Raw genomic sequence first — 20,685 nt, 5'->3', positions numbered from 1 at the left:
AGAAGCGCCGGTCCCGATGGGGACCGGCGCTTCTTCGTCGCGTGGGGGAGCTCAGCCGGCGCGGCGCGCGCGTGCGGCGCGCCGCTTCAGCGCGCGGCGCTCGTCCTCGGAAAGGCCGCCCCACACGCCCGAGTCCTGGCCGGACTCCAGGGCGTACTGCAGGCAGATCTCGGTGACGGTGCAGGTGGCGCAGACGGCCTTGGCCTTCTCGATCTGGTCGACCGCGGGGCCGGTGTTGCCGACCGGGAAGAACAGTTCGGGGTCGACGGTAAGGCAGGCCGCTTTGTCGCGCCAATCCATGGATGGCTCCTCAGAGATAGATTTTCGGTGTGGTGGCCGCAGACGCGGCACTCGAGTTCGGGAAGCGGATCGGGAGTCAGCTACCCTGGTCATGCGGGTGTTGCACCCGCCCCACTCCGATGTGGGAGCACATGGCTTTGTCTATTCTGTTACATGGAATGTGCGAAATCAAGGGTTTTTGTGACATTCATCCCTGAGGAGTTCCCGTGCGCCGATCCGGCCCCGCCGCCATCGCAGCCGTCATCCTGGGACTCGAGGGCGTCGCACTCGCGGTGGTCGGCATCATCGAGCTGTTCGCCCTCGGTGCGGGCGATGCGTCGTCGGCAGCGAGCGGCATCGCACTGATCGGATTGACCCTGATCGGCGCCGCCGCGCTGATCGCCTTCGCCTTCGGCGTGCTGCGCCGTGCGTCCTGGGCGCGCTCGGGTGGCATCGTCTTCCAGGTGCTCGCCATCGCGCTGTCGCTTGCGGCGCTCACCATCCGGCCCACACCCTGGACGTTCGTGCTCGTCCTCGGGATCGTGGGCGTCGTGGGGCTGGTCACGCTGATCGCGACCGTGCGCCGGGAGGGCGCCGACGATCCCCGACTGCAGGGGCGCCCGTCCGACGACGAGTGAGGACGCCTGCGGTCAGGCGTCCACGCCGAGCGCCTTGCGCAACCGGGCCACGTGGCCGGTGGCCTTTACGTTGTACTGAGCGAGCTCGATGACGCCCTGCTCGTCGATGACGAAGGTCGAGCGGATGACGCCCTCGACGACCTTGCCGTAGTTCATCTTCTCGCCCCACACGCCGTAGGCGGTGTGCACGGCGTGGTCAGGATCGCTGAGCAGCTCGAAGGTGAGGCCATCGCGCTCCTGGAACTTCTTCAGCTTGGCGGGCTCGTCCCGCGAGACGCCGACGACCGTGTAACCGGCACCCTGCAGCGAGGAGATGCTGTCGCGGAAATCGCAGGCCTGCGTGGTGCATCCGGGCGTCATCGCCGCGGGGTAGAAGTACAGGATGACCTTCTTCCCGCGCAGATCGGAGAGCGAGACGCTGGTCCCGTCCTTATCGAGCAGGGTGAAGTCGGGGGCAGGGGTACCGGGTTCCAGGCGCGTCGTGGTCACGCCACCAGCCTATCCGCCGAACGTCTCCAGCAGACGCTGCAGCGACTCCAGGCGAGAGCGTCCCGCCTCGCCCAGCGTGCCGTCCGCCGCGGCCAGGTTCAGCGCGCAGTCCTCGGCGTCGGGCAGGTGCGTGCACCCGCGCGGGCAGTCCTCGGCGATCTCGGCGAGCTCGGTGTAGGCCGCGAGGATGTTGGCGCGGTCCACATGCCCGAGCCCGAACGAGCGCACCCCGGGGGTGTCGATCACCCAGCCGCGCCCCGCATCCGCGACGTAGCGCAGCGAGACCGTCGACGAGGACGTGTGCCGTCCGCGGCCGGTGACCTCGTTGACGTGCCCGGTGGCGCGTCCGGCTCCCGGGACCAGCGCGTTCACCAGTGTCGACTTGCCCACGCCGGAGTGCCCGACGAACACCGTGGAGTGGCCGATGAGGGCCGCGCCGATCTCGTCCACGGGCATCTGCCCGCGGGCGCTGGTGAACACGGTGAGGTCGAGGCCGTCGAAGTGCGACAGGAAGTCCGACGGATCGGCGAGGTCGGTCTTGGTCACGACCAGGAGCGGGCGGATGCCGGCATCCAGGGCCGCCACGAGATAGCGGTCGACCAGACGTGCGCGCGGCTCCGGGTCGGCCGCGGCGACCACGATCAGCATCTGGTCGGCGTTGGCGACGATGACCCGCTCGACCTGATCGGTGTCGTCGGCGCTGCGGCGCAGCAGCGAGGTGCGATCGACGATGCCCACGATGCGGGACAGCGTGCCCTCATCGCCGGAGGTGTCGCCGACGACCCTGACCCGATCGCCCGTGACGATCGGCGTGCGGCGCAGCTCGCGCGCGCGGGCCGAGGTCACGGTGCGCTCATCGGGACGGTCCTCGCCGATCAGCACGCTGTATCTGCCGCGGTCGACGCCGAGGATGCGCCCGATCTCGGCATCCTCATGCGCAGGGCGGCGCTTGGTGCGGGGCCGGTTGGCCTTCGGGTTCGGACGCGACCGGATGCTGCTCTCGTCGAACTCCTCGAAGTCGGAGTCCTCGTCGTCGTCGCCCAGCCAGCTCACGCGGTGGCGCCCGTCAGCATCCGCTCCCAGAGCATCGTGAACTCGGGAAGGGTCTTCGCGGTGGTGCCGATGTCGTCGATCTCGACGCCGGGAACCCGCAGGCCGATCAGCGCGCCCGTGGTCGCCATCCGGTGGTCGTGATGGGCGGGCCACACGGCGCCGGTCAGAGGCACGGGGGTGATGCGCAGGCCGTCGGGCAGCTCCTCGGCCTGGCCGCCGAGGGCGCGCAGGTTGCCGACGAGGGCCGCGATGCGGTCGGTCTCGTGCTGGCGGATGTGCGCCACCCCGCGGATCGTCGTGGGACCGTCGGCGAACGCCGCGAGTCCGGCGATCGTCGGTGTCAGCTCGCTGGCCGCGGACAGGTCGATGTCCAGACCGCGGATCCCGTCGCCCGCCTTGACAGTGAGCGCACCCGCATGCCTGCTGGTGTGCGCGCCCATGGCGTGCAGGATCTCCGGCAGCAGCGCGCCCGGCTGCGTGGAGTGCAGCGGCCATCCCGCCACCGTGACCTCGCCACCGGTGACCATCGCCGCGGCCAGGAACGGGGCCGCGTTGGACAGGTCCGGCTCGATCGCGACATCCTTCGCGCGGGGGACCCCGGCCTCGACGAGCCACTCGCCGACGGCGGGGCGCTCGATGCGGATGCCGCGACGGCTGAGCGACTCGATGGTCATGTCGATGTGGGGGAGGCTGGGGAGGTGCTCGCCGGTGTGGACGAGGTGCAGCCCGACATCGAACCGCGGCGCCGCGAGGAGCAGGCCAGAGACGAACTGGCTCGAGCCGGAGGCGTCGATCTCGACCCGGCCGCCGCGGATGCGGCCGTGCCCGCGCACCGTGAAGGGCAGCGACCAGGTGCCCTCGTCATCGATGTCGACGCCCAGATCGCGCAGGCCCGTGATGAGTGCGCCCATGGGGCGGTGCAGCGCGGTCTCGTGCGCGGTGAGGTGCACGTCCTGCGCGGCGAGGCCGGCCAGCGGCGCGATGAAGCGCATCACGGTGCCGGCCTGGCCGCAGTCGATGGTCACTCCGCCCTTCAGGGGGGCGGGGGTGACGAGCAGGTCGGGGCCGAACTCGCCGTCGGAGGCGACCTCCTCGACGCCGACGCCGAGCAGCCGGAGCGCGTCGATCATGCGACGCGAGTCGTCCGAGTGCAGCGGCCGCAGCAGGTGGCCCGGTCCGTCGGCGATGGCGGCGATCATCAGCTCGCGGTTCGTCAGCGACTTCGAACCGGGGATCGTCACGGAGGCGTGCACGGGGCGTCCGCTCTCCGGCGCGCGGTACGCACCGCGGGCGGGGGCGGGGGAATACCGGTCAGTGCTCATCGGTTCTAAGCCTAGTGAAGCCTGCGACACACGGAGAGAAGAGGTGACGGATGTCCGCGACGCTGACGACGGATGCTGTCGACTCCTCCGCTCAGGAGCTCCTCGCCCGCCTAGACTGGCCGGTGATGGACGAGACGACAACCGCGGACCCTCGACGGGATTTCGAGGAGCAGGCGATCCCCTTCATGGATCAGCTCTACGCGGCGGCGATGCGCATGACGCGCAATCCCGCCGACGCGGCTGACCTCGTGCAGGAGACCTTCGTGAAGGCGTACGGGGCGTGGTCCTCGTTCACGCAGGGCACGAACCTGAAGGCGTGGCTGTACCGCATCCTGACGAACACCTACATCAACATCTACCGCAAGCGCCAGCGCGAGCCGTTCCAGGGCACGATCGACGACCTCGAGGACTGGCAGCTGGGCGGGGCGGAGTCGACCACGGCATCCCACAGCCGCTCGGCCGAGGCCGAGGCGATCGACCGGATGCCGGCGTCAGCCGTCAAGGACGCGCTGCAGCAGGTGCCCGAGGACTTCCGCCTCGCGGTGTACCTCGCAGACGTCGAGGGATTCTCCTACCAGGAGATCGCCGACATCATGAAGACCCCCATCGGCACCGTGATGAGCCGCCTGCACCGTGGCAGGCGCATGCTCCGCGAGCTGCTGGCAGACTATGCCGCCGAGCGAGGAATTGCGGCGGCTCAACCGAGGAGCACGAAATGACCGACTGCGGCTGCGAGAAGGCGCGAGCTGACCTGGAGGAGTACCTCCGCAACGAGATCTGCACGACGGAGCATTCCGAGATCCGCGAGCACCTGGAGAACTGCGAGTTCTGCCGGAGCGAGGCGCTGGTCGCGACGACGCTCACCGAGGTCGTGGCGCGCGCCTGCAAGGAGAGCGCTCCTGAGGAGCTGCGCGAGCAGGTCTTCGCGCGTCTGCGCGCCGCCCAGGCCGCCGCGCACTGACCCGCTCCGCCGCGCCGCACTGACCCGTTCCGCTGCGCTGCACCGACCCGTTCCGCTGCCCGCTGAGTAGTCTGGGCGGGTGAACTCCGTCGACGCCCGCACCGTCCCTGCCGATCCCGAGTCCGCGCGGAGGCTGCGAGAGCAGGGCTTCGACTACCGCGTCGTCGACATCGCCGACTACGGCTCCGCCGTCGCGTTCGCGCAGGCCGCCGAACGCGGATTCCTCGGGGGTGCGCCCTCTGATGCGGAGATCGAGCGCATGCGCGAGACGTGGGCGGAGCGCCGCAACGTCGGAGTGTACGAGGTGGATGCGGTGGCCTCGGCGCTGCCGGTCGGCACCGTGAACTCCTGGGTCGCGTCGATGTCCCTTCCCGGCGGTGACGCACGGAGCGCCATCCCGATGTGGGCGATCAGCATGGTCACGGTGGCCGCGACGCATCGTCGGCGCGGCATCGCCCGGGGACTGCTGGAGGGCGAGCTGCGCGCCGCGGCATCCGCGGGAGTCCCGATGGCCGGGCTGACCGTGACGGAGGCGACCATCTACGGCCGCTACGGCTTCGGTCCGGCCGTGCCGGTCTCGCGCATCGCGGTGGACGCGCGCACCTCGGGGTGGCGCGCGCCGCAGGCGCCGGGAAGGCTCGAGTACGTCGGTCTCGATGAGCTCGCGAGGGAGCTCGGGGAGCTCCACGAGCGCGCCCGCTTCGCGCGAGCCGGCCAGATCGCCGGCTGGCGCGGACGCTGGCTGGGTCAGGCGGGACTGGGCGCGGGCTCCAAGAAGGATGCCAGCGCGCGCGGCGTGCACTACCGGGACGTCGACGGCGTCGTGCGCGGCGCGATCGCCTACACGCTGAAGGAGCTCCCGGGATCGTTCCGGAACAGCATGACGATCCGCCAGCTCGTCGCCGAGACCGACGAAGCGCTGAGCGCTCTGTGGGGCTTCGCGGTGAATCACGACCTCGTCGATCGGATCGAGGCCGATCTGCGTCCGGTCGACGACCCGGTGGTGCGCCTGGTCGCGAATCCGCACGCGGTGGACGTCGCGGTGCGGGATCACGGCTGGCTGCGCATCCTGGACGCGCCTGCGGCACTGCGTGCGCGCCGCTATGCGGCATCCGTCGAGACGGTGATCCGCGTCGAGGACGGGTACGGCTTCGCGGAGGGGACGTGGCGGCTGAGCGTCGACGCGGCAGGTGCTGCCGAGGTCGAGGCGACGGATGCCGCGCCCGACGTCGTGCTCGACGTCGCGACGCTGTCCAGTGCGTATGCCGGGGGAGTGCCGCTCACCCAGCTCGCAGCCGCCGGCCGGGTGCAGGGCGACGCGGCGGCCGTCGCGGCTCTCGGACGCGCCCTGCACGCCGACCCGGCACCCACCCTCAGCATCTGGTACTGAGCCCGCAGGCACGGGGCCCCCTGCGCACTTCTCTGCAGAAATCAATTGGAAAGGTCTTTACCGGAAAGAACCTTTACTATAACCTCGCTTCTGGCGGAGTCCTCTCCGCACCGCTCGACAAGCCAACGAAGCACTTGAGACGAGGTCCCCATGCACGACATCCGGTGGAGGAAGACGATTCCTCTTGTCGCAGGCACTGCCGCGCTCGCCCTGGCATTGGGAGGATGCGCGCCTTCAGGCGCCCAGTCGACCGGCGAACGGCCGCTGCGTGTGTGGTCGGGGTCGATGACGCCGATCGCGAACAACTTCAACCCCTTCGCCGTCGACACGGCGGCGCACCTGACCTTCGGCGCGATCTACGAGCCGCTGTTCTTCTTCAACCAGCTCTCCGCCGAGGCGCCGGTGGGACTCATCGGCGACTCCTTCGAGTTCAACGCGGACGGCACGGTCCTCACGATCAGGATCAAGCCGGATCAGAAGTGGAGTGATGACGCGGACCTCACCGCCGAGGACGTCGCGTTCAGCCTCGGCTACGGCTCCAACCGCGATCCGGACACCGTCTCGGTCGAGGCCACGGACGCTACGACCGTGGTCGTGACCTACTCGACGCCGAAGTTCACCGCAGCCTCGATGATCCTCGGGGCGACCTTCATCGTGCCCGAGCACATCTGGTCGAAGATCACCGACTACATGTCGGAGACCAACCCGAAGCCGGTCGGATCCGGCCCGTACGTCCTCAAGACCTTCACCGATGCCGCCTACACGCTCGAGGCCAACCCGCTGTTCCGCGAGGGCGCGCCCGACATCAAGAAGGTGCAGGACGTCGGGATCGACTCCAACCAGTCCGCCGAGGACCTGCTGAAGACCGGCGAGCTCGACTGGGTCGGGCAGTTCGTGGCCAACCCGGACGGCGTCACGGGCAGCGGCAGGGTCGCCACCATGAACCAGCAGCAGGACCCGACCGTGATCATGACCTGCGCCGACGCGGCGCTGGGCTGCACGGGCGCGCAGACCGATCCCGCCGTCCGCCAGGCGCTCAATGCGGCGATGGACCGTGCATCGATCAGCAAGAAGGCGTTCGCGGGCCTGGCAGGGGAGTCCAGCCCGAGCTTCGCCCTGCTGCCGCGGGACGAGAAGTGGCTGAGCGACCCGTCGCTCGCCACCAGCCCGCAGCACGCCGATGCCGCCGAGGCGGGCCGGATCCTGGAGGCCGCCGGGTACACGAAGGACTCCGACGGCTTCTACGGCAAGGACGGCACCGCCATCGAGCTCGACCTGTTCTCGCCGGACGGCTGGACCGACTACAACGACGCGGCGAAGCTCATCGCCGCGCAGGCGGCGAAGGCCGGGATCAGGGTCAACGCGCGAACCGTCTCCGAGGCCGAGTACTGGACGCCGGTCTCCAACGGCGACTTCCAGCTCGCGCTGTACGGCCTGACGCAGTCGTTGGTCGCGGATCCCTTCTCGAACTACGACCAGTACTTCGCCACGGGTGCCACGGCGAAGGTGGGCGAGATGCCGGCCAAGGGACAAAACTACGCGCGCTACAGCAACGCCGATGTCGACGCGGCCGTCGCCGTGGCCGGGGCGACTCAGGACGAAGGCGTCAAGAAGGAGGCGTACGCGAGGATCCAGGCGCGGATCGCGCAGGATCTGCCGTACATCCCGGTGGTGCTCAACGCCTCGCAGGCGTTCTACAACACCGCCGAGTTCGCCGGCTGGCCCACCGCCGACGACCTGTACGCGAACCCGCTGCCGTACCTGTCCACGGCCTCCGCCGTCATCCTGACCCACCTGCATCCGGTCGAGAAGTAGGGGCCTCCGCACATGGTTCGGGTCTCGAGGAGGAGCGCATGAGGTTCTGGACGCGTCGAGTCGTCTTCTACGTGATCACGCTCTGGGCCGCGGTCTCGCTCAACTTCCTCCTGCCGAGGATGATGCCGGGCGACCCTGCCGCGATCATGATCGGCAAGCTGCGCCGGGCCAGCGGCGGGCGCCCGCTCTCGGAGGCCACGATCACATCGATCCACGCGCTGCTGGGCACAGGGAAGGACACGAGCCTGTGGGATCAGTACCTCGTCTACTGGGGGCGGATGCTGCAGGGGGACCTCGGTGTCTCCTCGACGCGGTATCCCGCGTCGGTGGGTGACCTCATCGCCGACGCTCTGCCGTGGACCGTGACCCTGGTGGGGACGGCGACCGTGATCTCCTTCGTCATCGGGATCGTCGCGGGAGCCTGGGCGGGATGGCGACGGGGGACCTGGGTCGATCAGTTGGTCCCCGTGACGACGTTCCTGCAGTCCATTCCGTACTTCTGGCTCGCCCTGGTGCTGGTCGCCGTCTTCTCGGTGCAGCTCGGCCTGCTGCCGATCTTCGGCGGCTACGGCGTGTTCGAGTATCCGGCGGGTCCGGAATGGAGCCTCGGCTTCATCGGCAGCGTCGTCGTGCACGCGCTGCTGCCGGCGACGACCATCGTGATCTCCTCAGTGGGCGGATGGCTCCTGGGCATGCGCAACATGATGGTGCAGGAGATGGCCGAGGACTACGTCCTCACCGCGGAGGCGAAGGGGCTGCGGCCGTCTCGGATCCGCCGTGCCTACGCCGCGCGGAACGCGGCAATCCCGAGCCTGGCGGGATTCGGCATCGCGCTCGGGTTCGTCGTGGCGGGGTCCATCGTCACCGAGCAGGTGTTCAGCTACCCCGGCATCGGCAAGCTGATGATCCAGGCCGTGCAGGGGCTGGACTACGCGCTCATGCAGGGCGTGTTCCTGGTGATCACCCTCACGGTGCTCGCCGCCAATGTGCTCGTCGACCTGCTGTACGGGTTCATCGATCCAAGGGTGCGGAGAAATGGCTGAACTGATCGAGGCGCCCGCAGGCGCCGGCGCGGACACGGGCGCAGTCACGCCCACGAGCGCGCGCACTCAAGCGGGTGCGCACGACGCACCCGCGGACACGCACACCGTCGCGGTCGCGCGGATGGGCCGCTCCGGGCGCGTTCTGCCGAGGATCACCGGCAAGCTGCTGAGCGGTCTGATCATCATCGGCGCGATCGCGCTGTTCGGTCTGCTGGGTCCACTGGTCGTGGGGGACCCGCACGATGCATCCCACGAACCGCTGCTCCCGCCGTCTCCCGCGCACCTGCTGGGCACGACCAAGCTCGGTCACGACGTGCTGGCGCAGATCGCGACGGGGACCCAGGGGTCGCTCTTCGTCGGAGTGGTCGCCGGACTGGTGGCGCTGCTGCTCGCACTGGTGTTCGGCGTCCTGGCCGGATACTTCGGTGGCGCACTGGACGAGGTGCTGATGCTGATCACGAACATCATGCTCGTCATCCCGGGGCTGCCTCTGGTGATGATCATCGCGACCTACGTGCAGCACACCGAAGGGCTCGGAGCGCTGGCCCGCAGCTCGCTGCTGGTGGCCCTGGTGCTCGGCATCACCGGATGGGCGGGATCGGCCGTGGTGCTGCGCGGGACCGCGAGGTCCCTGCGCACGCGGGACTACGTCGCGGCATCCGTGGTCGCGGGCGAGCGTCCTCTGCGCATCATCTTCGTGGAGATCCTGCCCAACCTCGTGCCGCTGCTGGCGGCTCAGCTGATCTTCGGCGTGATCTTCGCCGTGCTCGGCGAGGCAGGTCTGTCCTATCTGGGCCTCGGTCCGACCGGGTCGATCACGCTGGGCACCGTGCTGAACGATGCGCAGACCGGACAGGCGGTCGGCAGCGGCGCCTGGTGGTGGTTCGTGCCGCCGGGCGCGATCATCGCCCTGATCGGCACGGGCCTCTCGCTGATCAACTTCGCGATCGACGAGATCGTGAACCCGAAGCTGCGGCTCGCACCGGCGGCCGTGCGCAGGCAGCGCCGCGCCCAGCGCGCCGAAGCAGCCACCAGGGGAGAGAAGGTGGCGGCATGACCGACCTCATCATCGCGCCCGCCGCGGAGCCGGAGTCCGCACCTGCGGATGTCGAACCCGTGCTCACGGCGCGCGCCGTGACGATCGAATACGAGGTGGATCCGCCCGTGCAGGCGGTCCGAGAGGTCTCGCTGACGTTGAACCGCGGTGAGATCCTGGGTCTCGCCGGAGAGTCCGGATGCGGCAAGACGACGCTCGCATACGGGCTCAACCGGCTGCTGAAGGCGCCGGCGCTGATGACCTCGGGTGAGATCGTCTTCCACGATCGATCCGGTGCGGACATCGACGTCGCCGCCCTCGGTGGCGGAGCGCTCCGGGCGTTCCGCTGGGACAAGATCTCGATGGTCTTCCAGGGTGCGATGAACTCGCTCAACCCGGTGATCACGGTCCGCGCGCAGATCTTCGACATCTTCGACACGCATCGGCCCGGCATGTCGCGGCGGGACAAGCAGACGCGGGCCGAGGAGCTGCTGACACTCGTCGGCGTCGATCCCGCTCGGCTCGCCAGCTTCCCGCATGAGCTGTCCGGCGGCATGCGCCAGCGCATGATGATCGCGATGGCGCTCGCCCTGGACCCGCAGGTGATGATCATGGACGAGCCGACCACCGCGCTGGACGTCGTGGTGCAGCGGGGGATCATCCGCGAGATCATGCGGCTGCGCGAGAAGCTCGGCTTCGCCGTGATCTTCATCACCCACGACCTTCCGATGCTGATCGAGATCAGCGACCGGATCGCGGTGATGCTGGACGGACGGATCGTCGAGCAGGGTCCTGCCGAGCAGATCTACCGCGCACCCGAGCACGAGTACACCCGGCGGCTTCTGTCGAGCTTCCCGAGCCTGAGGGGGCAGCGGGGCGGATTCGTCCGCGCCGGATCGGGTCTCGTCGGCACGGAAGCGGCCGGAAGAACCGGAGAGGGATCGTGATGAGGACGACGGATTCCAGGACCCAGCCGCCGACGCTGGAGGCCAGACACCTGGTGAAGGACTTCCACCTGCGTTCGGGAATGCGGACGAACGTGCTGCACGCGGTGAAGGACGTCTCGTTCACCATCGAAGCGGGGAGGACCGTCGCGCTGGTCGGCGAGTCCGGCAGCGGGAAGTCGACGATCGCGCGGATGCTGATGAAGCTGGAGAGCCCCACCAGCGGGGAGATCCTGCTCGACGGGCGGCCGACCGGTCGCGGCGGGCGGGCCAGGGCCGCGTACCGCTCCGAGGTGCAGATGGTGTTCCAGGACCCGTTCGCGTCGCTGAACCCGTTCCACACGATCATGCATCACCTGGAGCGCCCGCTGCGGATCCATCATCCGGGGCTGTCCGGGGCGAGCGTGCGCGAGCGCGCGCTCGAGCTGCTGGAGCGGGTGCGGCTGTCTCCCGCGGAGTCGTTCGTCGATCGCAGGCCGCACGAGCTCTCCGGGGGCCAGCGGCAGCGGGTCGCGATCGCCCGCGCGCTCGCTCCGGGTGCACGGTTCATCGTGGCGGACGAGCCGGTGTCGATGCTCGACGTGTCGATCAGGCTCGGCGTGCTGAACCTCCTGGCCGACCTGCAACGAGAGGACCACCTGGGCGTGCTGTACATCACCCACGACCTCGCCACGGCTCGTCATTTCAGCGACGAGATCATGGTGCTCTACAAGGGCGACGTCGTGGAGCGGGGCCCGGCCGACGAGGTCATCCTCGACCCGAAGCACGAGTACACCAGGACGCTCCTCGCCGCCGCGCCCGAACCCGAGAACCTCGGCCGGCTGCGCGACGAGGTCCGCGCGGAACTCGCCGCAGGCTGACGGCCGAATCGATTCCCTTCCCCCGCAGGCGACCGTTCGTCGTGCGGCGCCCCCGCACGACGACGAACCCCGAGAGGAGCACTCATGTCGCAGATCGACCCGGGCACGTCCGCGTGGCTGCGCACGCGGAACGACCGCGAGGCGCTCCACCTGTTCCTCGAGCACGGAGCACTCACTCGCACCCGGCTCGGCGAGCTCTCCGGGATGTCGAAGCCCACCGCGACGCAGATGATCTCGCGGCTGGAGAGCGCGGGGCTGATCGGGCCGGTCGGCGAGGTCGCAGGCAGCCGTGGCCCCAGCGCCGTGAGCTGGGGCGTGCGGAGCGATCGCGTCGCAGGCGTGGCGGTGAGCATGCTCGAGGACTGCATCCAGGCGGTGGTCGTCGACGCGCTGGACCTCCGGCATCCGATCGTGGAACTCGAGATGCGCGGCGAGCAGCGCTCGCCGGAGCGCGACATCGACCGAGCGATCGACGCGGCGTGTGCGGCGTCCGGCATCGAGCGGAGCACCGTGGAGGTGGTGACCGCAGGCGTCCAGGCCGCGGTGAGCAGCGAGTCCGACGCCCTGTCCCTGACCGACTCCCTGCCCGGATGGCCGTCCGTCGGGGCTCGTGCCCGCATCGAGTCCGAACTCGGCGTAGCCGTCGTTCTGGAGAACGACGTCAATCTCGCCACCATGGCGGAGCGGGCCTTCGGCGTCGCGCAGCAGGCGGACAGCTTCGCCCTGCTGTGGCTGGGCGTCGGGCTGGGCGTGGGCGTCGATCTGGGCGGCCGGATCCATCGCGGAGCCCACGGCGGGGCCGGTGAGATCGGCTACCTCGTCGTGGCCGGACGCTCCCAGCACAGCGGCGCGGTGACCACGCAGCTGCTCGGATCGGACAGCATCCTCGCGCTCGTGGACGCGCCCGCGGGCGCTCGGTACCCGGGCGGCATCGCAGCCCTCGCGAGTCAGGAGTCGGCGCTGCGGACGGTCGCGGCGCGCATCGCCGTGACCATCGAACCCGTGCTCGCCGTGCTCGACCCCGAGCTCATCGTGCTCGGCGGGCCGACGTCCCTCGCCGGCGGCGAGCGGCTCGCGGCGATGGTCGCCCACGAGCTGCGCAGCGGCGAACGTCCCGACACTGACGTGCGCCTGAGCGTCACCGGAGACAGCTCGGTGCTCGCGGGCGCGCGCCGGCTGCTCGTCGAGCAGATCCGCACCCGTCTCGAAGACCGAATCCCCACCTGGTGAGCCACGGCGCAACCGGTACGAACACAAGGAGAGCACATGAAACTGGCCATCGTCGGCGGCGGATCGACCTACACGCCCGAACTCATCGACGGCTTCATCCGCCTGCAGGCCGAACTGCCGATCGAGGAACTCGTCCTGGTCGACACCGACCCGTCGCGGCTCGAGCTCGTCGGCGGTGTCGCGAAGCGGATGCTGGCGCGCGGTGGCCACCCGACCCGGTTCCGCACCACGGATGACCTCGTCACGGGGGTGGCGGATGCGGACGCCGTGCTGATCCAGCTCCGCATCGGCGGGCAGGACGCCCGTGATCAGGACGAGACCTGGCCGCATGACGCAGGCTGCATCGGGCAGGAGACCACCGGGCCGGGCGGCCTCGCGAAGGCGCTGCGCACGGTGCCCGTCGTGCTCCGGATCGCCGAGGCCGTGCGCGCGCACGCCAAGCCGGATGCCTGGATCATCGACTTCACCAACCCGGTGGGCATCGTCACCCGGGCTCTGCTGCAGGCAGGGCATCGCGCCGTGGGCCTGTGCAATGTCGCCATCGGCTTCCAGCGCCGCTTCGCGGCCGAGGCCGGTGTCTCGCCCGATCGCGTGGCACTCGCGCATGTCGGGCTGAACCACCTGACCTGGGAGCGCGGGGTCTTCATCGACGGCGTCGATACCCTGCCGCAGGCTCTGCAGAGCGATCTGCAGGAGCTGGCCGACGACGTGCAGCTGGCACCCGCGCTCCTCGCACAGCTGGGGGTGATCCCCTCGTACTACCTGCGCTACTACTACGCGCATGATGAGGTGCTGCATGAGCAGCTGCACAAGTCCACCCGGGCGCACGAGGTGCGCGCGATCGAGCAGGAGCTGCTGGCGCTGTATGCGGACACCAGCGTCGACACCAAGCCCGAGATCCTGGAGAAGCGCGGCGGCGCGTACTACTCCGAAGCCGCGATCGAGCTGCTGCTGGCGATCCGCGGCGGGTCCGAGCCACCGCGCGTGGTCAACCTCCGCAACGACGGGGTGCTGCCCTTCCTGCCCGACGACCACGTGATCGAGGTGCCGGCGCGGCACGTGGACGGACGCTTCGTCGCCGAGCCGGTCGCTCCGCTGCCCGACGACATCCGAGGACTCATCAGCGCGGTCGCGGGCTACGAGCGGCTCGCGCTGGATGCGGCCGTCAACGGCGGCCGCGACCGCGTTCTCCGCGCCATGCGCTCGCACCCGCTGGTGATGCAGCACGACCGCGCGGAGAAGCTCACCGACCTGCTCATGGCGGCGAACTCGCGCTTCCTGGAATGGGCATGACCGTGGCGGCGGATCTGGTGATCGCGGTCGACGGCGGGGGCTCGAAGACCGACGTCGTGCTGCTCGACCTGAGCGGCAGGATGCTGGGCTGGCAGCGCGGCTCGGGATCGAGCCCGCAGGTGGAGGGACTGAGGAACTCGGTGCACGTCATCGACGGTCTCATCGACCGGGTGCTGGACGGGCGGGACCCGAGGCGGCTCGCGCAGGTGGGGGTGTACCTGTCCGGTCTTGACCTGGACGAGGAGATCGGGGCCTTCCGCGCGGCCATCGCCCACCTGCCCTGGGCGGCGGGCCCCACGGTCGCGGAGAACGACCTGCACGCCCTGCTGCGCGCGGGCACCGATTCCCGCAACGCCGTGGCCGTGATCTGCGGCACCGGGATGAACGCGATCGGCGTGCGCGAGGACGGGACCGACGTGCGCTTCCTCGCCCTCGGACCGCTGTCGGGGGACTGGGGCGGCGGGACAGAGCTCGGCGCCGCGGCGCTCTGGCACGCCGCCCGGGCGGAGGACGGACGCGGGCCGTGGACGGAGCTGCTCCCGCTGCTGCTGGACGCCGTCGATGCCCCGAGCGTCGGCGCGATGATCGAGGACGTGCATCTGGGGCGCCGCGAGGGCGACCGCCTCGGCTACCTGGCGCCCCTGGTCTTCCGCGCCGCGGCAGACGGAGACGTCGTCGCGCAGCGGGTCGTGCGCCGGCAGGCGGATGAGGTGGTCGCCTACGCCCACGCCTGCATCCGGCGGCTCGGGCTGCTCGAGGTCGACGTTCCCATCGTGTTCGGCGGTGGCGTCGCACGAGCACGGGACCCCCTGCTGCTGTCCGGGATCGAGGAGGGGATCTCGCTGCGGATCCCTCGCGCGTTCCTGACGATCGTCGACTCACCGCCCGTCCTGGGGGCGGCGCTGCTCGCGCTCGAGCGGGTGGGCGTCGACGCCGGCGCACTCGCCGGGGTGCGCGCGGAGCTGGAATCGGATGAGAGATTCGCCCGGCCCGTGCTGCTCTGAGCATCCGTTCGACGCCTTCCGGTCGCGTTCCGACGCAATCCGGCCATTCCTCGCGCGCGACGGTCGCGCGGTGGTTCCGGTGTCCCCGGGCCTGGCTATCGTGAGCGGGTGAGCATCCGCGAATCCACCCTCCGTGCACCCTCGTCCGGAGCGCCCGCCGGGCGGCTCGGCCTCGGGCCGGGGATCGCGCTGTACCTGGCATCCGTACTGGGCACGGGTCTGCTCGTGCTTCCCGGGCTCGCCGCGCGCGCCGCGGGGCCCGCGAGCATCCTGTCGGTGGCCATCGTGACTCTGCTCGCCATCCCGCTGGCCGGGACGTTCGCGGCCCTGGCGGCCCGGCATCCGGACCCGGGCGGAGTCGCCTCCTATGTGCGGCGGACGCTGGGCCCGACCGCGGCTCGCGCGGCCGGCTACTGGTTCATGTTCGGCGTGGCTGCGGGAGGCGCCGTCGTGGCGATGCTCGGCGCCCGCTACATCGCGACGATCGTCGGCATCGACGCCGGGATGGTGCCGCTTCTGGCCCTCGCGTTCCTGGCGCTGCCGTTCATCACCAACCTGTTCGGCGTGCGGGTGGCCGGCTGGCTGCAGCTCGTGCTCACCGCCCTGCTGATGGCCGTGGTCGTCACGGTCATCGCGGTCGCGGCTCCCGCCGTGCAGCCGGCCCGTTTCGAACCGTTCCTCCCGCACGGCTGGGGCGGCGTGGGCACCGCGGTCGTGATGTTCGTGTGGGCATTCGCCGGATGGGAGGTGGGCACGCACATCTCCGGCGAGTTCCGCGACCCGCGGCGGACCATCCCGATCGCGACGGCGGTCACGCTGGCGCTGTCCGGCGCAAGCTACCTGGTGCTGCAGGTCGTCACGGTCGGAGCGCTCGGGTCGCGCGCGGGGGAGGGGAACGTTGTGCTGCTGGATCTCGCCAGCCTGGGCGGGCTGTCGGCGGCGCCCGCACTCGTCGGCGCCGCGGCCGGGATCGTGGCGCTCGGAGTGATGAACGTCTACCTCGCCGCATTCGCGAAGCTCGGCGCGTCACTGGCCTCGGCCGGAGACCTTCCCGCCCCGCTGTCGAAGGGGGTCGGGAACGGCGAGGTGCCGCGTCGCGCGCTGCTGCTGACGGGCGCGATCATCCTGGTCTACTTCACGATCGTGCTGGTGACCGGCGGGGATCTGCAGCCGTTCATCCTGATCCACACCGCGAGCATGGTCGCCATCTACGCGCTCGGGATGGTCGCCGCCGTGCGCCTGCTCCCGCGCCGGACCCTCGGGCATCGACTGGCCGTGGTCGCGGCGGTGCTCACCGTGGCGATGCTGCCGCTCGCCGGCGCCGCGCTGATCGTGCCGGTGCTGCTCGCCGGTGCTGCCGTGCTGGTCGGCGTGGTCCGAGGGCGCCTGCGCAGGACCTCGCGCTCCTAGGCTGACGCGCGACCCGCGGGGCGTTCATGACCCGTTGAGACGAAGGATGCCGCCCCTCGCGAGGAGGGACGGCATCCTGTCGACTGCGACGCGGCTCAGTCCAGCGTCAGAGCCTGCTTCAGCAGCGCGGCCTGCTCGGCAGCGTGGACCTTCGACGATCCGGTCGACGGCGAGGCCGCGGCAGGACGGGACACCACGCGGAACTGCCGCGGGCCGGGCACCTCGGCGAACGCCAGCGCCAGGAACGGCCAGGCGCCCTGGTTCTCGGGCTCGTCCTGCGCCCACACCAGCTCGGCGTTGGGGTACGAGTCCGTGATGGCCTTCAGTGCATCGATCGGCGTCGGGTAGAACTGCTCGAGGCGCACCAGGGCGATCTCGGGGTTCGGGTTCTTCTCCAGCTCGCTGGCCAGGTCCCAGTGGATCTTGCCGGCGTGCACGACGACGCGCTTCACCGCGGCGCGGTCCAGAGCGCGGTCGTCGTCGATGACCGGCTCGAAGCGTCCCTGGGTGAAGTCCTCGACCTGGCTGGTGGCACCGCGCAGGCGCAGCATGGCCTTCGGGGTGAAGACGATCAGCGGCCTGCGCGGACGCGTGTACGCCTGACGACGCAGCAGGTGGAAGTACGACGCGGGCGTGGAGGGCCGTGCCACGGTCATGTTGTCCTGGGCGCACAGCTGCAGGAAGCGCTCCATGCGAGCGGAGGAGTGGTCCGGTCCCTGGCCCTCGTAGCCGTGCGGCAGCAGCAGGACCACACCGGACTGCTGGCCCCACTTCTGCTCGGCAGCCGAGATGTACTCGTCGATGACCGACTGGGCGCCGTTCACGAAGTCGCCGAACTGCGCCTCCCACAGCACCAGCGCCTCGGTGTTCTCGACCGAGTAGCCGTACTCGAAGCCCAGTGCGGCGTACTCGCTGAGCAGCGAGTCGTACACGAAGAACCGTCCCTGAGAGGCCGACAGGTTCGTCAGCGGCAGCCACTCCTGGCCGTTCTCACGGTCGTGCAGCACGGCGTGGCGCTGCACGAACGTGCCGCGGCGGGAGTCCTGACCGGCCAGACGCACGGGGGTGCCCTCGACGAGCAGCGAGCCGAACGCGAGCAGCTCGCCGAAGCCCCAGTCGATGCCGCCCGTGCGGCTCATCTCGACGCGCTTGTCGAGCTGCTGCTGCAGCTTGGGGTGCACGGTGAAGCCGTCGGGCTTGTTCGCGTGCGCGTCGCCGATGAGGTGGATGACCTCGAGCGGCACGCCGGTGACCTCGGGCTCGCCGACCTGGGGGTCGACCTGCGTCAGCTCGGGGGCGATCGGGGTGGCGCCGGTCTCGGCGGCGTGCGTCTCGGCGAACGCGATCTCCAGGCGGTTCTGGAAGTCGGCCTTGGCCTTGTCGTACTCCTCCTCGGTGATGTCACCGCGTCCCACCAGGGCCTCGGTGTACAGCTTGCGCACCGAGCGCTTCGCCTGGATGAGGTCGGTCATCAGCGGCTGGGTCATCGACGGGTCGTCGCCCTCGTTGTGACCGCGGCGGCGGTAGCAGACCAGGTCGATCACGACGTCGCGGTGGAAGCGCTCGCGGTACTCGAACGCCAGCTGGGCCACGTGGATGACCGACTCGGGGTCGTCGCCGTTCACGTGGAAGATCGGGGCCTGGATCGTCTTGGCGACATCGGTCGCATACACCGAGGTGCGCGAGTCGGTCGGCAGCGTCGTGAAGCCCACCTGGTTGTTCACCACGATGTGCACGGTGCCGCCGGTGCGGTAGCCGCGCAGCTGCGACATCTGCAGGGTCTCGACCACAACGCCCTGACCGGCGAACGCCGCGTCGCCGTGCACGAGGATCGGCAGCCAGGTGAAGGTGCCGATCGGCTTGCGGTCCTGCTTGGCGCGGGCGATGCCCTCCAGGACGCCGTCGACCGTCTCCAGGTGGGAGGGGTTGGCGGCGAGGTACACGGGCAGTTCGGCGCCGTCCTCGGCGACGAAGGTGCCCTCGGTGCCGAGGTGGTACTTCACATCGCCGGAGCCGCGCTGGTTCCCGGGGGTGAGGGTTCCCTCGAACTCCTGGAACACCTGTCCGTACGTCTTGCCCGCGATATTGGTGAGCACGTTCAGACGGCCACGGTGAGCCATGCCGATCGCTGCGCCGTCCAGGCCCGCGTTCGCCGCGCCCTGAAGGATCTCGTCGAGCAGCGGGATCAGCGACTCGCCGCCCTCGAGCGAGAAGCGCTTCTGCCCGACGAACTTCGTCTGCAGGAAGGTCTCGAACGCCTCGGCCTCGTTGAGCTTGCTCAGCACGCGCAGCTGCTCGTCGTGGCCGGGCTTGACGTACTTGACCTCGACCTTCTCCTGGAACCAGCGCCGCTGCTCGGGATCCTGGATGTGCATGTACTCGATGCCGAGGGTGCGGCAGTACGAGTCGCGGAGCACGCCGAGGATCTCGCGCAGCTTCATGACGCGCTTGCCGCCGAAGCCTCCGGTGACGAACTCGCGATCGAGATCCCAGAAGGTCAGGCCGTGGCTCTCGATCTCCAGGTCGGGGTGCGAGCGCTGCACGTACTCGAGCGGGTCGATGTCGGCCATCAGGTGGCCTCGCACTCGGTACGCGTTGATGAGCTCGATGACACGGGACTGCTTGTCGACGCGCTCGGCGAGGTCGACGGCGATGTCCGCGTTCCAGCGGATCGGCTGGTAGGGGATGCGCAGCGCGGCGAAGATGTCGTCGTAGAAGCCGCGCTCGCCGATCAGCAGCTCGTGCACCTTCTTCAGGAACTCGCCCGAGCCGGCGCCCTGGATGACGCGGTGGTCGTAGGTGCTGGTGAGGGTGATGACCTTGCCGATGCCCAGCTCGGTGAGCACCTTCTCGCTGGAGCCCTGGAACTCGGCCGGGTAGTTCAGCGCGCCGGCGCCGATGATGGCGCCCTGGCCCTTCATCAGACGCGGCACGGAGTGCACGGTGCCGATGCCGCCGGGGTTCGTGAGCGAGACCGTGGTGCCGGCGAAGTCCGCCGCCGTCAGCTTGTTGTTGCGGGCGCGCGCGATGAGGTCCTCGTAGGCGAGCAGGTACTCGCCGAAGGTCATCGTGTCGGCGCGCTTGATGCTGGGGACCAGCAGGGCGCGCGTGCCGTCGGGCTTGGGGACGTCCACCGCGATGCCGAGGTTGACGTGAGCGGGCGCGACCACCGACGGCTTGCCGTCGATCTCGGCGTAGAACACGTTCTGGCTGGGGAACTCCTTGAGCGTCTTGATCAGCGCCCAGCCGATCAGATGCGTGAAGGAGACCTTGCCGCCGCGGGTGCGGGACATGTGGTTGTTGATGACGATGCGGTTGTCGATCATCAGCTTGGCCGGGATGGTGCGGACGCTGGTCGCAGTCGGGACCGTCAGCGACTGGTCCATGTTCGCGGCGAGGGTCTTCGGCATGCCGCGCAGCGGCGTGACCTTGTCCTCCTCAGCGGACTCCGTCTCCTCCTTGGCCTGCGGCTTGGGCGCCTGTGCGGGGATCGGCGCCTGCTTCGCGGGCTTCGTCGTGGTGCGGGCCACTGGCTGTGCACCGATCACGGGGATCGGCGCCGTCACCGGTGCGACACTCGGCGTGTCCGACGTGCGCGCGGTCTGCGCCGCAGCGGCATCCGGAGTGTAGTTCTCCAGGATCGGCCACCACTCCTTGTCGACGGAGTTGCGATCCTGCTTGAACTGCTCGTACAGCTCGTCCACGAGCCACGAATTGGCTCCGAACCCCCCGTCGCCCCCGACGCCGGTCACCTGGTTCGACACGCTCTACCGCCCTACTTTCATCGCTGAAGCTGTGCATGCGGCTCGGCGGCGAGAGCGCGTCGGGTCGCACGTCTGTAACAGTCTCCCAGCCTAATGCCAATCGCCATCGGGATGCTCCCCGGTCAGGCGGTTCGCTCCGGGCGTGGAGGGGTAG

General features: G+C 69.8%; 18 protein-coding genes. 13 read left to right on the top strand and 5 right to left on the bottom strand.

Annotated features, from left to right (window positions below; genetic code table 11):
* Positions 1 to 51: 51 nt before the first annotated feature.
* Positions 52 to 300: a WhiB family transcriptional regulator gene (locus tag MIAR_RS07345; RefSeq protein ID WP_071641453.1), complete on the bottom strand. Its 249-nt coding sequence runs from the start codon at positions 298 to 300 to the stop codon at positions 52 to 54.
* 206 nt (positions 301 to 506) lie between these two features.
* On the opposite strand from MIAR_RS07345, the gene MIAR_RS07340 reads away from it, so the two are divergent.
* Complete coding sequence (locus MIAR_RS07340) at positions 507 to 917, top strand: hypothetical protein (RefSeq protein WP_285633520.1); 411 nt, start codon at positions 507 to 509, stop codon at positions 915 to 917.
* 12 nt (positions 918 to 929) lie between these two features.
* Here MIAR_RS07340 and bcp read toward each other — a convergent pair whose 3' ends face one another.
* Genes bcp through aroA form a run of 3 tightly spaced genes read right to left on the bottom strand, consistent with a single transcriptional unit; the run spans position 930 to position 3,781 of the window.
* A complete protein-coding gene (gene bcp, locus MIAR_RS07335) occupies positions 930 to 1,406 on the bottom strand; it encodes a thioredoxin-dependent thiol peroxidase (RefSeq protein WP_285633516.1) in 477 nt (158 codons plus the stop codon).
* A 9-nt stretch (positions 1,407 to 1,415) separates the two neighbouring features.
* A complete protein-coding gene (rsgA, locus tag MIAR_RS07330; protein ID WP_285633513.1) occupies positions 1,416 to 2,459 on the bottom strand; it encodes a ribosome small subunit-dependent GTPase A in 1,044 nt (347 codons plus the stop codon).
* Positions 2,456 to 3,781, bottom strand: coding sequence for a 3-phosphoshikimate 1-carboxyvinyltransferase (aroA, locus tag MIAR_RS07325; RefSeq protein WP_285633510.1), 1,326 nt, complete (start codon positions 3,779 to 3,781; stop codon positions 2,456 to 2,458). The genes rsgA and aroA overlap by 4 nt, the downstream gene beginning before the upstream one ends.
* 50 nt (positions 3,782 to 3,831) lie before the next feature.
* On the opposite strand from aroA, the gene MIAR_RS07320 reads away from it, so the two are divergent.
* The 12 genes from MIAR_RS07320 to MIAR_RS07265 all read left to right on the top strand — a co-directional run bounded on the left by MIAR_RS07320 (position 3,832) and on the right by MIAR_RS07265 (position 16,767).
* Positions 3,832 to 4,500: a sigma-70 family RNA polymerase sigma factor gene (locus tag MIAR_RS07320; RefSeq protein WP_285633506.1), complete on the top strand. Its 669-nt coding sequence runs from the start codon at positions 3,832 to 3,834 to the stop codon at positions 4,498 to 4,500.
* Positions 4,497 to 4,742, top strand: coding sequence for a zf-HC2 domain-containing protein (locus MIAR_RS07315; protein ID WP_285633503.1), 246 nt, complete (start codon positions 4,497 to 4,499; stop codon positions 4,740 to 4,742). The genes MIAR_RS07320 and MIAR_RS07315 overlap by 4 nt, the downstream gene beginning before the upstream one ends.
* Positions 4,743 to 4,821: 79 nt before the next feature.
* Positions 4,822 to 6,132 (top strand): GNAT family N-acetyltransferase, encoded by a 1,311-nt coding sequence (locus tag MIAR_RS07310; protein WP_285633500.1) that lies wholly within the window; start codon positions 4,822 to 4,824, stop codon positions 6,130 to 6,132.
* Positions 6,133 to 6,417: 285 nt separating this feature from the next.
* Positions 6,418 to 7,947 carry an ABC transporter substrate-binding protein gene (locus MIAR_RS07305; protein WP_285633497.1) on the top strand — a complete coding sequence of 510 codons (1,530 nt, stop codon included), beginning with the start codon at positions 6,418 to 6,420 and terminating at the stop codon, positions 7,945 to 7,947.
* A gap of 38 nt (positions 7,948 to 7,985) precedes the next feature.
* Complete coding sequence (locus MIAR_RS07300; RefSeq protein WP_285633494.1) at positions 7,986 to 8,990, top strand: ABC transporter permease; 1,005 nt, start codon at positions 7,986 to 7,988, stop codon at positions 8,988 to 8,990.
* Positions 8,983 to 10,047 (top strand): ABC transporter permease, encoded by a 1,065-nt coding sequence (locus tag MIAR_RS07295; protein WP_285633491.1) that lies wholly within the window; start codon positions 8,983 to 8,985, stop codon positions 10,045 to 10,047. The genes MIAR_RS07300 and MIAR_RS07295 overlap by 8 nt, the downstream gene beginning before the upstream one ends.
* Positions 10,044 to 10,973 carry an ABC transporter ATP-binding protein gene (locus tag MIAR_RS07290; protein WP_285633488.1) on the top strand — a complete coding sequence of 310 codons (930 nt, stop codon included), beginning with the start codon at positions 10,044 to 10,046 and terminating at the stop codon, positions 10,971 to 10,973. Before MIAR_RS07295 ends, MIAR_RS07290 begins: the two co-directional genes overlap by 4 nt.
* A complete protein-coding gene (locus tag MIAR_RS07285; protein WP_285633485.1) occupies positions 10,973 to 11,830 on the top strand; it encodes an ABC transporter ATP-binding protein in 858 nt (285 codons plus the stop codon). Before MIAR_RS07290 ends, MIAR_RS07285 begins: the two co-directional genes overlap by 1 nt.
* 84 nt (positions 11,831 to 11,914) lie before the next feature.
* Complete coding sequence (locus MIAR_RS07280) at positions 11,915 to 13,060, top strand: ROK family transcriptional regulator (protein WP_285633482.1); 1,146 nt, start codon at positions 11,915 to 11,917, stop codon at positions 13,058 to 13,060.
* Positions 13,061 to 13,096: 36 nt separating this feature from the next.
* The gene (locus MIAR_RS07275; protein WP_285633479.1) at positions 13,097 to 14,353 is read left to right on the top strand and encodes a family 4 glycosyl hydrolase; all 1,257 of its coding nucleotides are present in this window, start codon (positions 13,097 to 13,099) and stop codon (positions 14,351 to 14,353) included.
* Positions 14,350 to 15,357: an N-acetylglucosamine kinase gene (locus MIAR_RS07270; RefSeq protein ID WP_285633476.1), complete on the top strand. Its 1,008-nt coding sequence runs from the start codon at positions 14,350 to 14,352 to the stop codon at positions 15,355 to 15,357. Before MIAR_RS07275 ends, MIAR_RS07270 begins: the two co-directional genes overlap by 4 nt.
* 108 nt (positions 15,358 to 15,465) lie before the next feature.
* Positions 15,466 to 16,767, top strand: coding sequence for an APC family permease (locus MIAR_RS07265; protein WP_285633473.1), 1,302 nt, complete (start codon positions 15,466 to 15,468; stop codon positions 16,765 to 16,767).
* 95 nt (positions 16,768 to 16,862) lie between these two features.
* Here MIAR_RS07265 and MIAR_RS07260 read toward each other — a convergent pair whose 3' ends face one another.
* On the bottom strand, positions 16,863 to 20,531 hold the full coding sequence (locus MIAR_RS07260) for a multifunctional oxoglutarate decarboxylase/oxoglutarate dehydrogenase thiamine pyrophosphate-binding subunit/dihydrolipoyllysine-residue succinyltransferase subunit (protein WP_285633470.1): 3,669 nt from the start codon (positions 20,529 to 20,531) through the stop codon (positions 16,863 to 16,865).
* Positions 20,532 to 20,685: the final 154 nt, after the last annotated feature.

The organism is Microbacterium arabinogalactanolyticum (assembly GCF_030268005.1).
GTDB classification, from domain to species: Bacteria; Actinomycetota; Actinomycetes; order Actinomycetales; family Microbacteriaceae; genus Microbacterium; species Microbacterium arabinogalactanolyticum.
This window is presented reverse-complemented; position numbering and strand designations above follow the sequence as displayed.

Coding starts and splice junctions, on each gene's coding strand:
- MIAR_RS07295 (WP_285633491.1), top strand. CDS start 8,983: ATGGCTGAACTGATCGAGGCGCCCGCAGGCGCCGGCGCGGACACGGGC.
- MIAR_RS07290 (WP_285633488.1), top strand. CDS start 10,044: ATGACCGACCTCATCATCGCGCCCGCCGCGGAGCCGGAGTCCGCACCT.
- aroA (WP_285633510.1), bottom strand. CDS start 3,781: ATGAGCACTGACCGGTATTCCCCCGCCCCCGCCCGCGGTGCGTACCGC.
- MIAR_RS07280 (WP_285633482.1), top strand. CDS start 11,915: ATGTCGCAGATCGACCCGGGCACGTCCGCGTGGCTGCGCACGCGGAAC.
- MIAR_RS07300 (WP_285633494.1), top strand. CDS start 7,986: ATGAGGTTCTGGACGCGTCGAGTCGTCTTCTACGTGATCACGCTCTGG.
- MIAR_RS07285 (WP_285633485.1), top strand. CDS start 10,973: ATGAGGACGACGGATTCCAGGACCCAGCCGCCGACGCTGGAGGCCAGA.
- MIAR_RS07345 (WP_071641453.1), bottom strand. CDS start 300: ATGGATTGGCGCGACAAAGCGGCCTGCCTTACCGTCGACCCCGAACTG.
- MIAR_RS07270 (WP_285633476.1), top strand. CDS start 14,350: ATGACCGTGGCGGCGGATCTGGTGATCGCGGTCGACGGCGGGGGCTCG.
- MIAR_RS07275 (WP_285633479.1), top strand. CDS start 13,097: ATGAAACTGGCCATCGTCGGCGGCGGATCGACCTACACGCCCGAACTC.
- MIAR_RS07305 (WP_285633497.1), top strand. CDS start 6,418: ATGACGCCGATCGCGAACAACTTCAACCCCTTCGCCGTCGACACGGCG.
- MIAR_RS07320 (WP_285633506.1), top strand. CDS start 3,832: ATGTCCGCGACGCTGACGACGGATGCTGTCGACTCCTCCGCTCAGGAG.
- MIAR_RS07315 (WP_285633503.1), top strand. CDS start 4,497: ATGACCGACTGCGGCTGCGAGAAGGCGCGAGCTGACCTGGAGGAGTAC.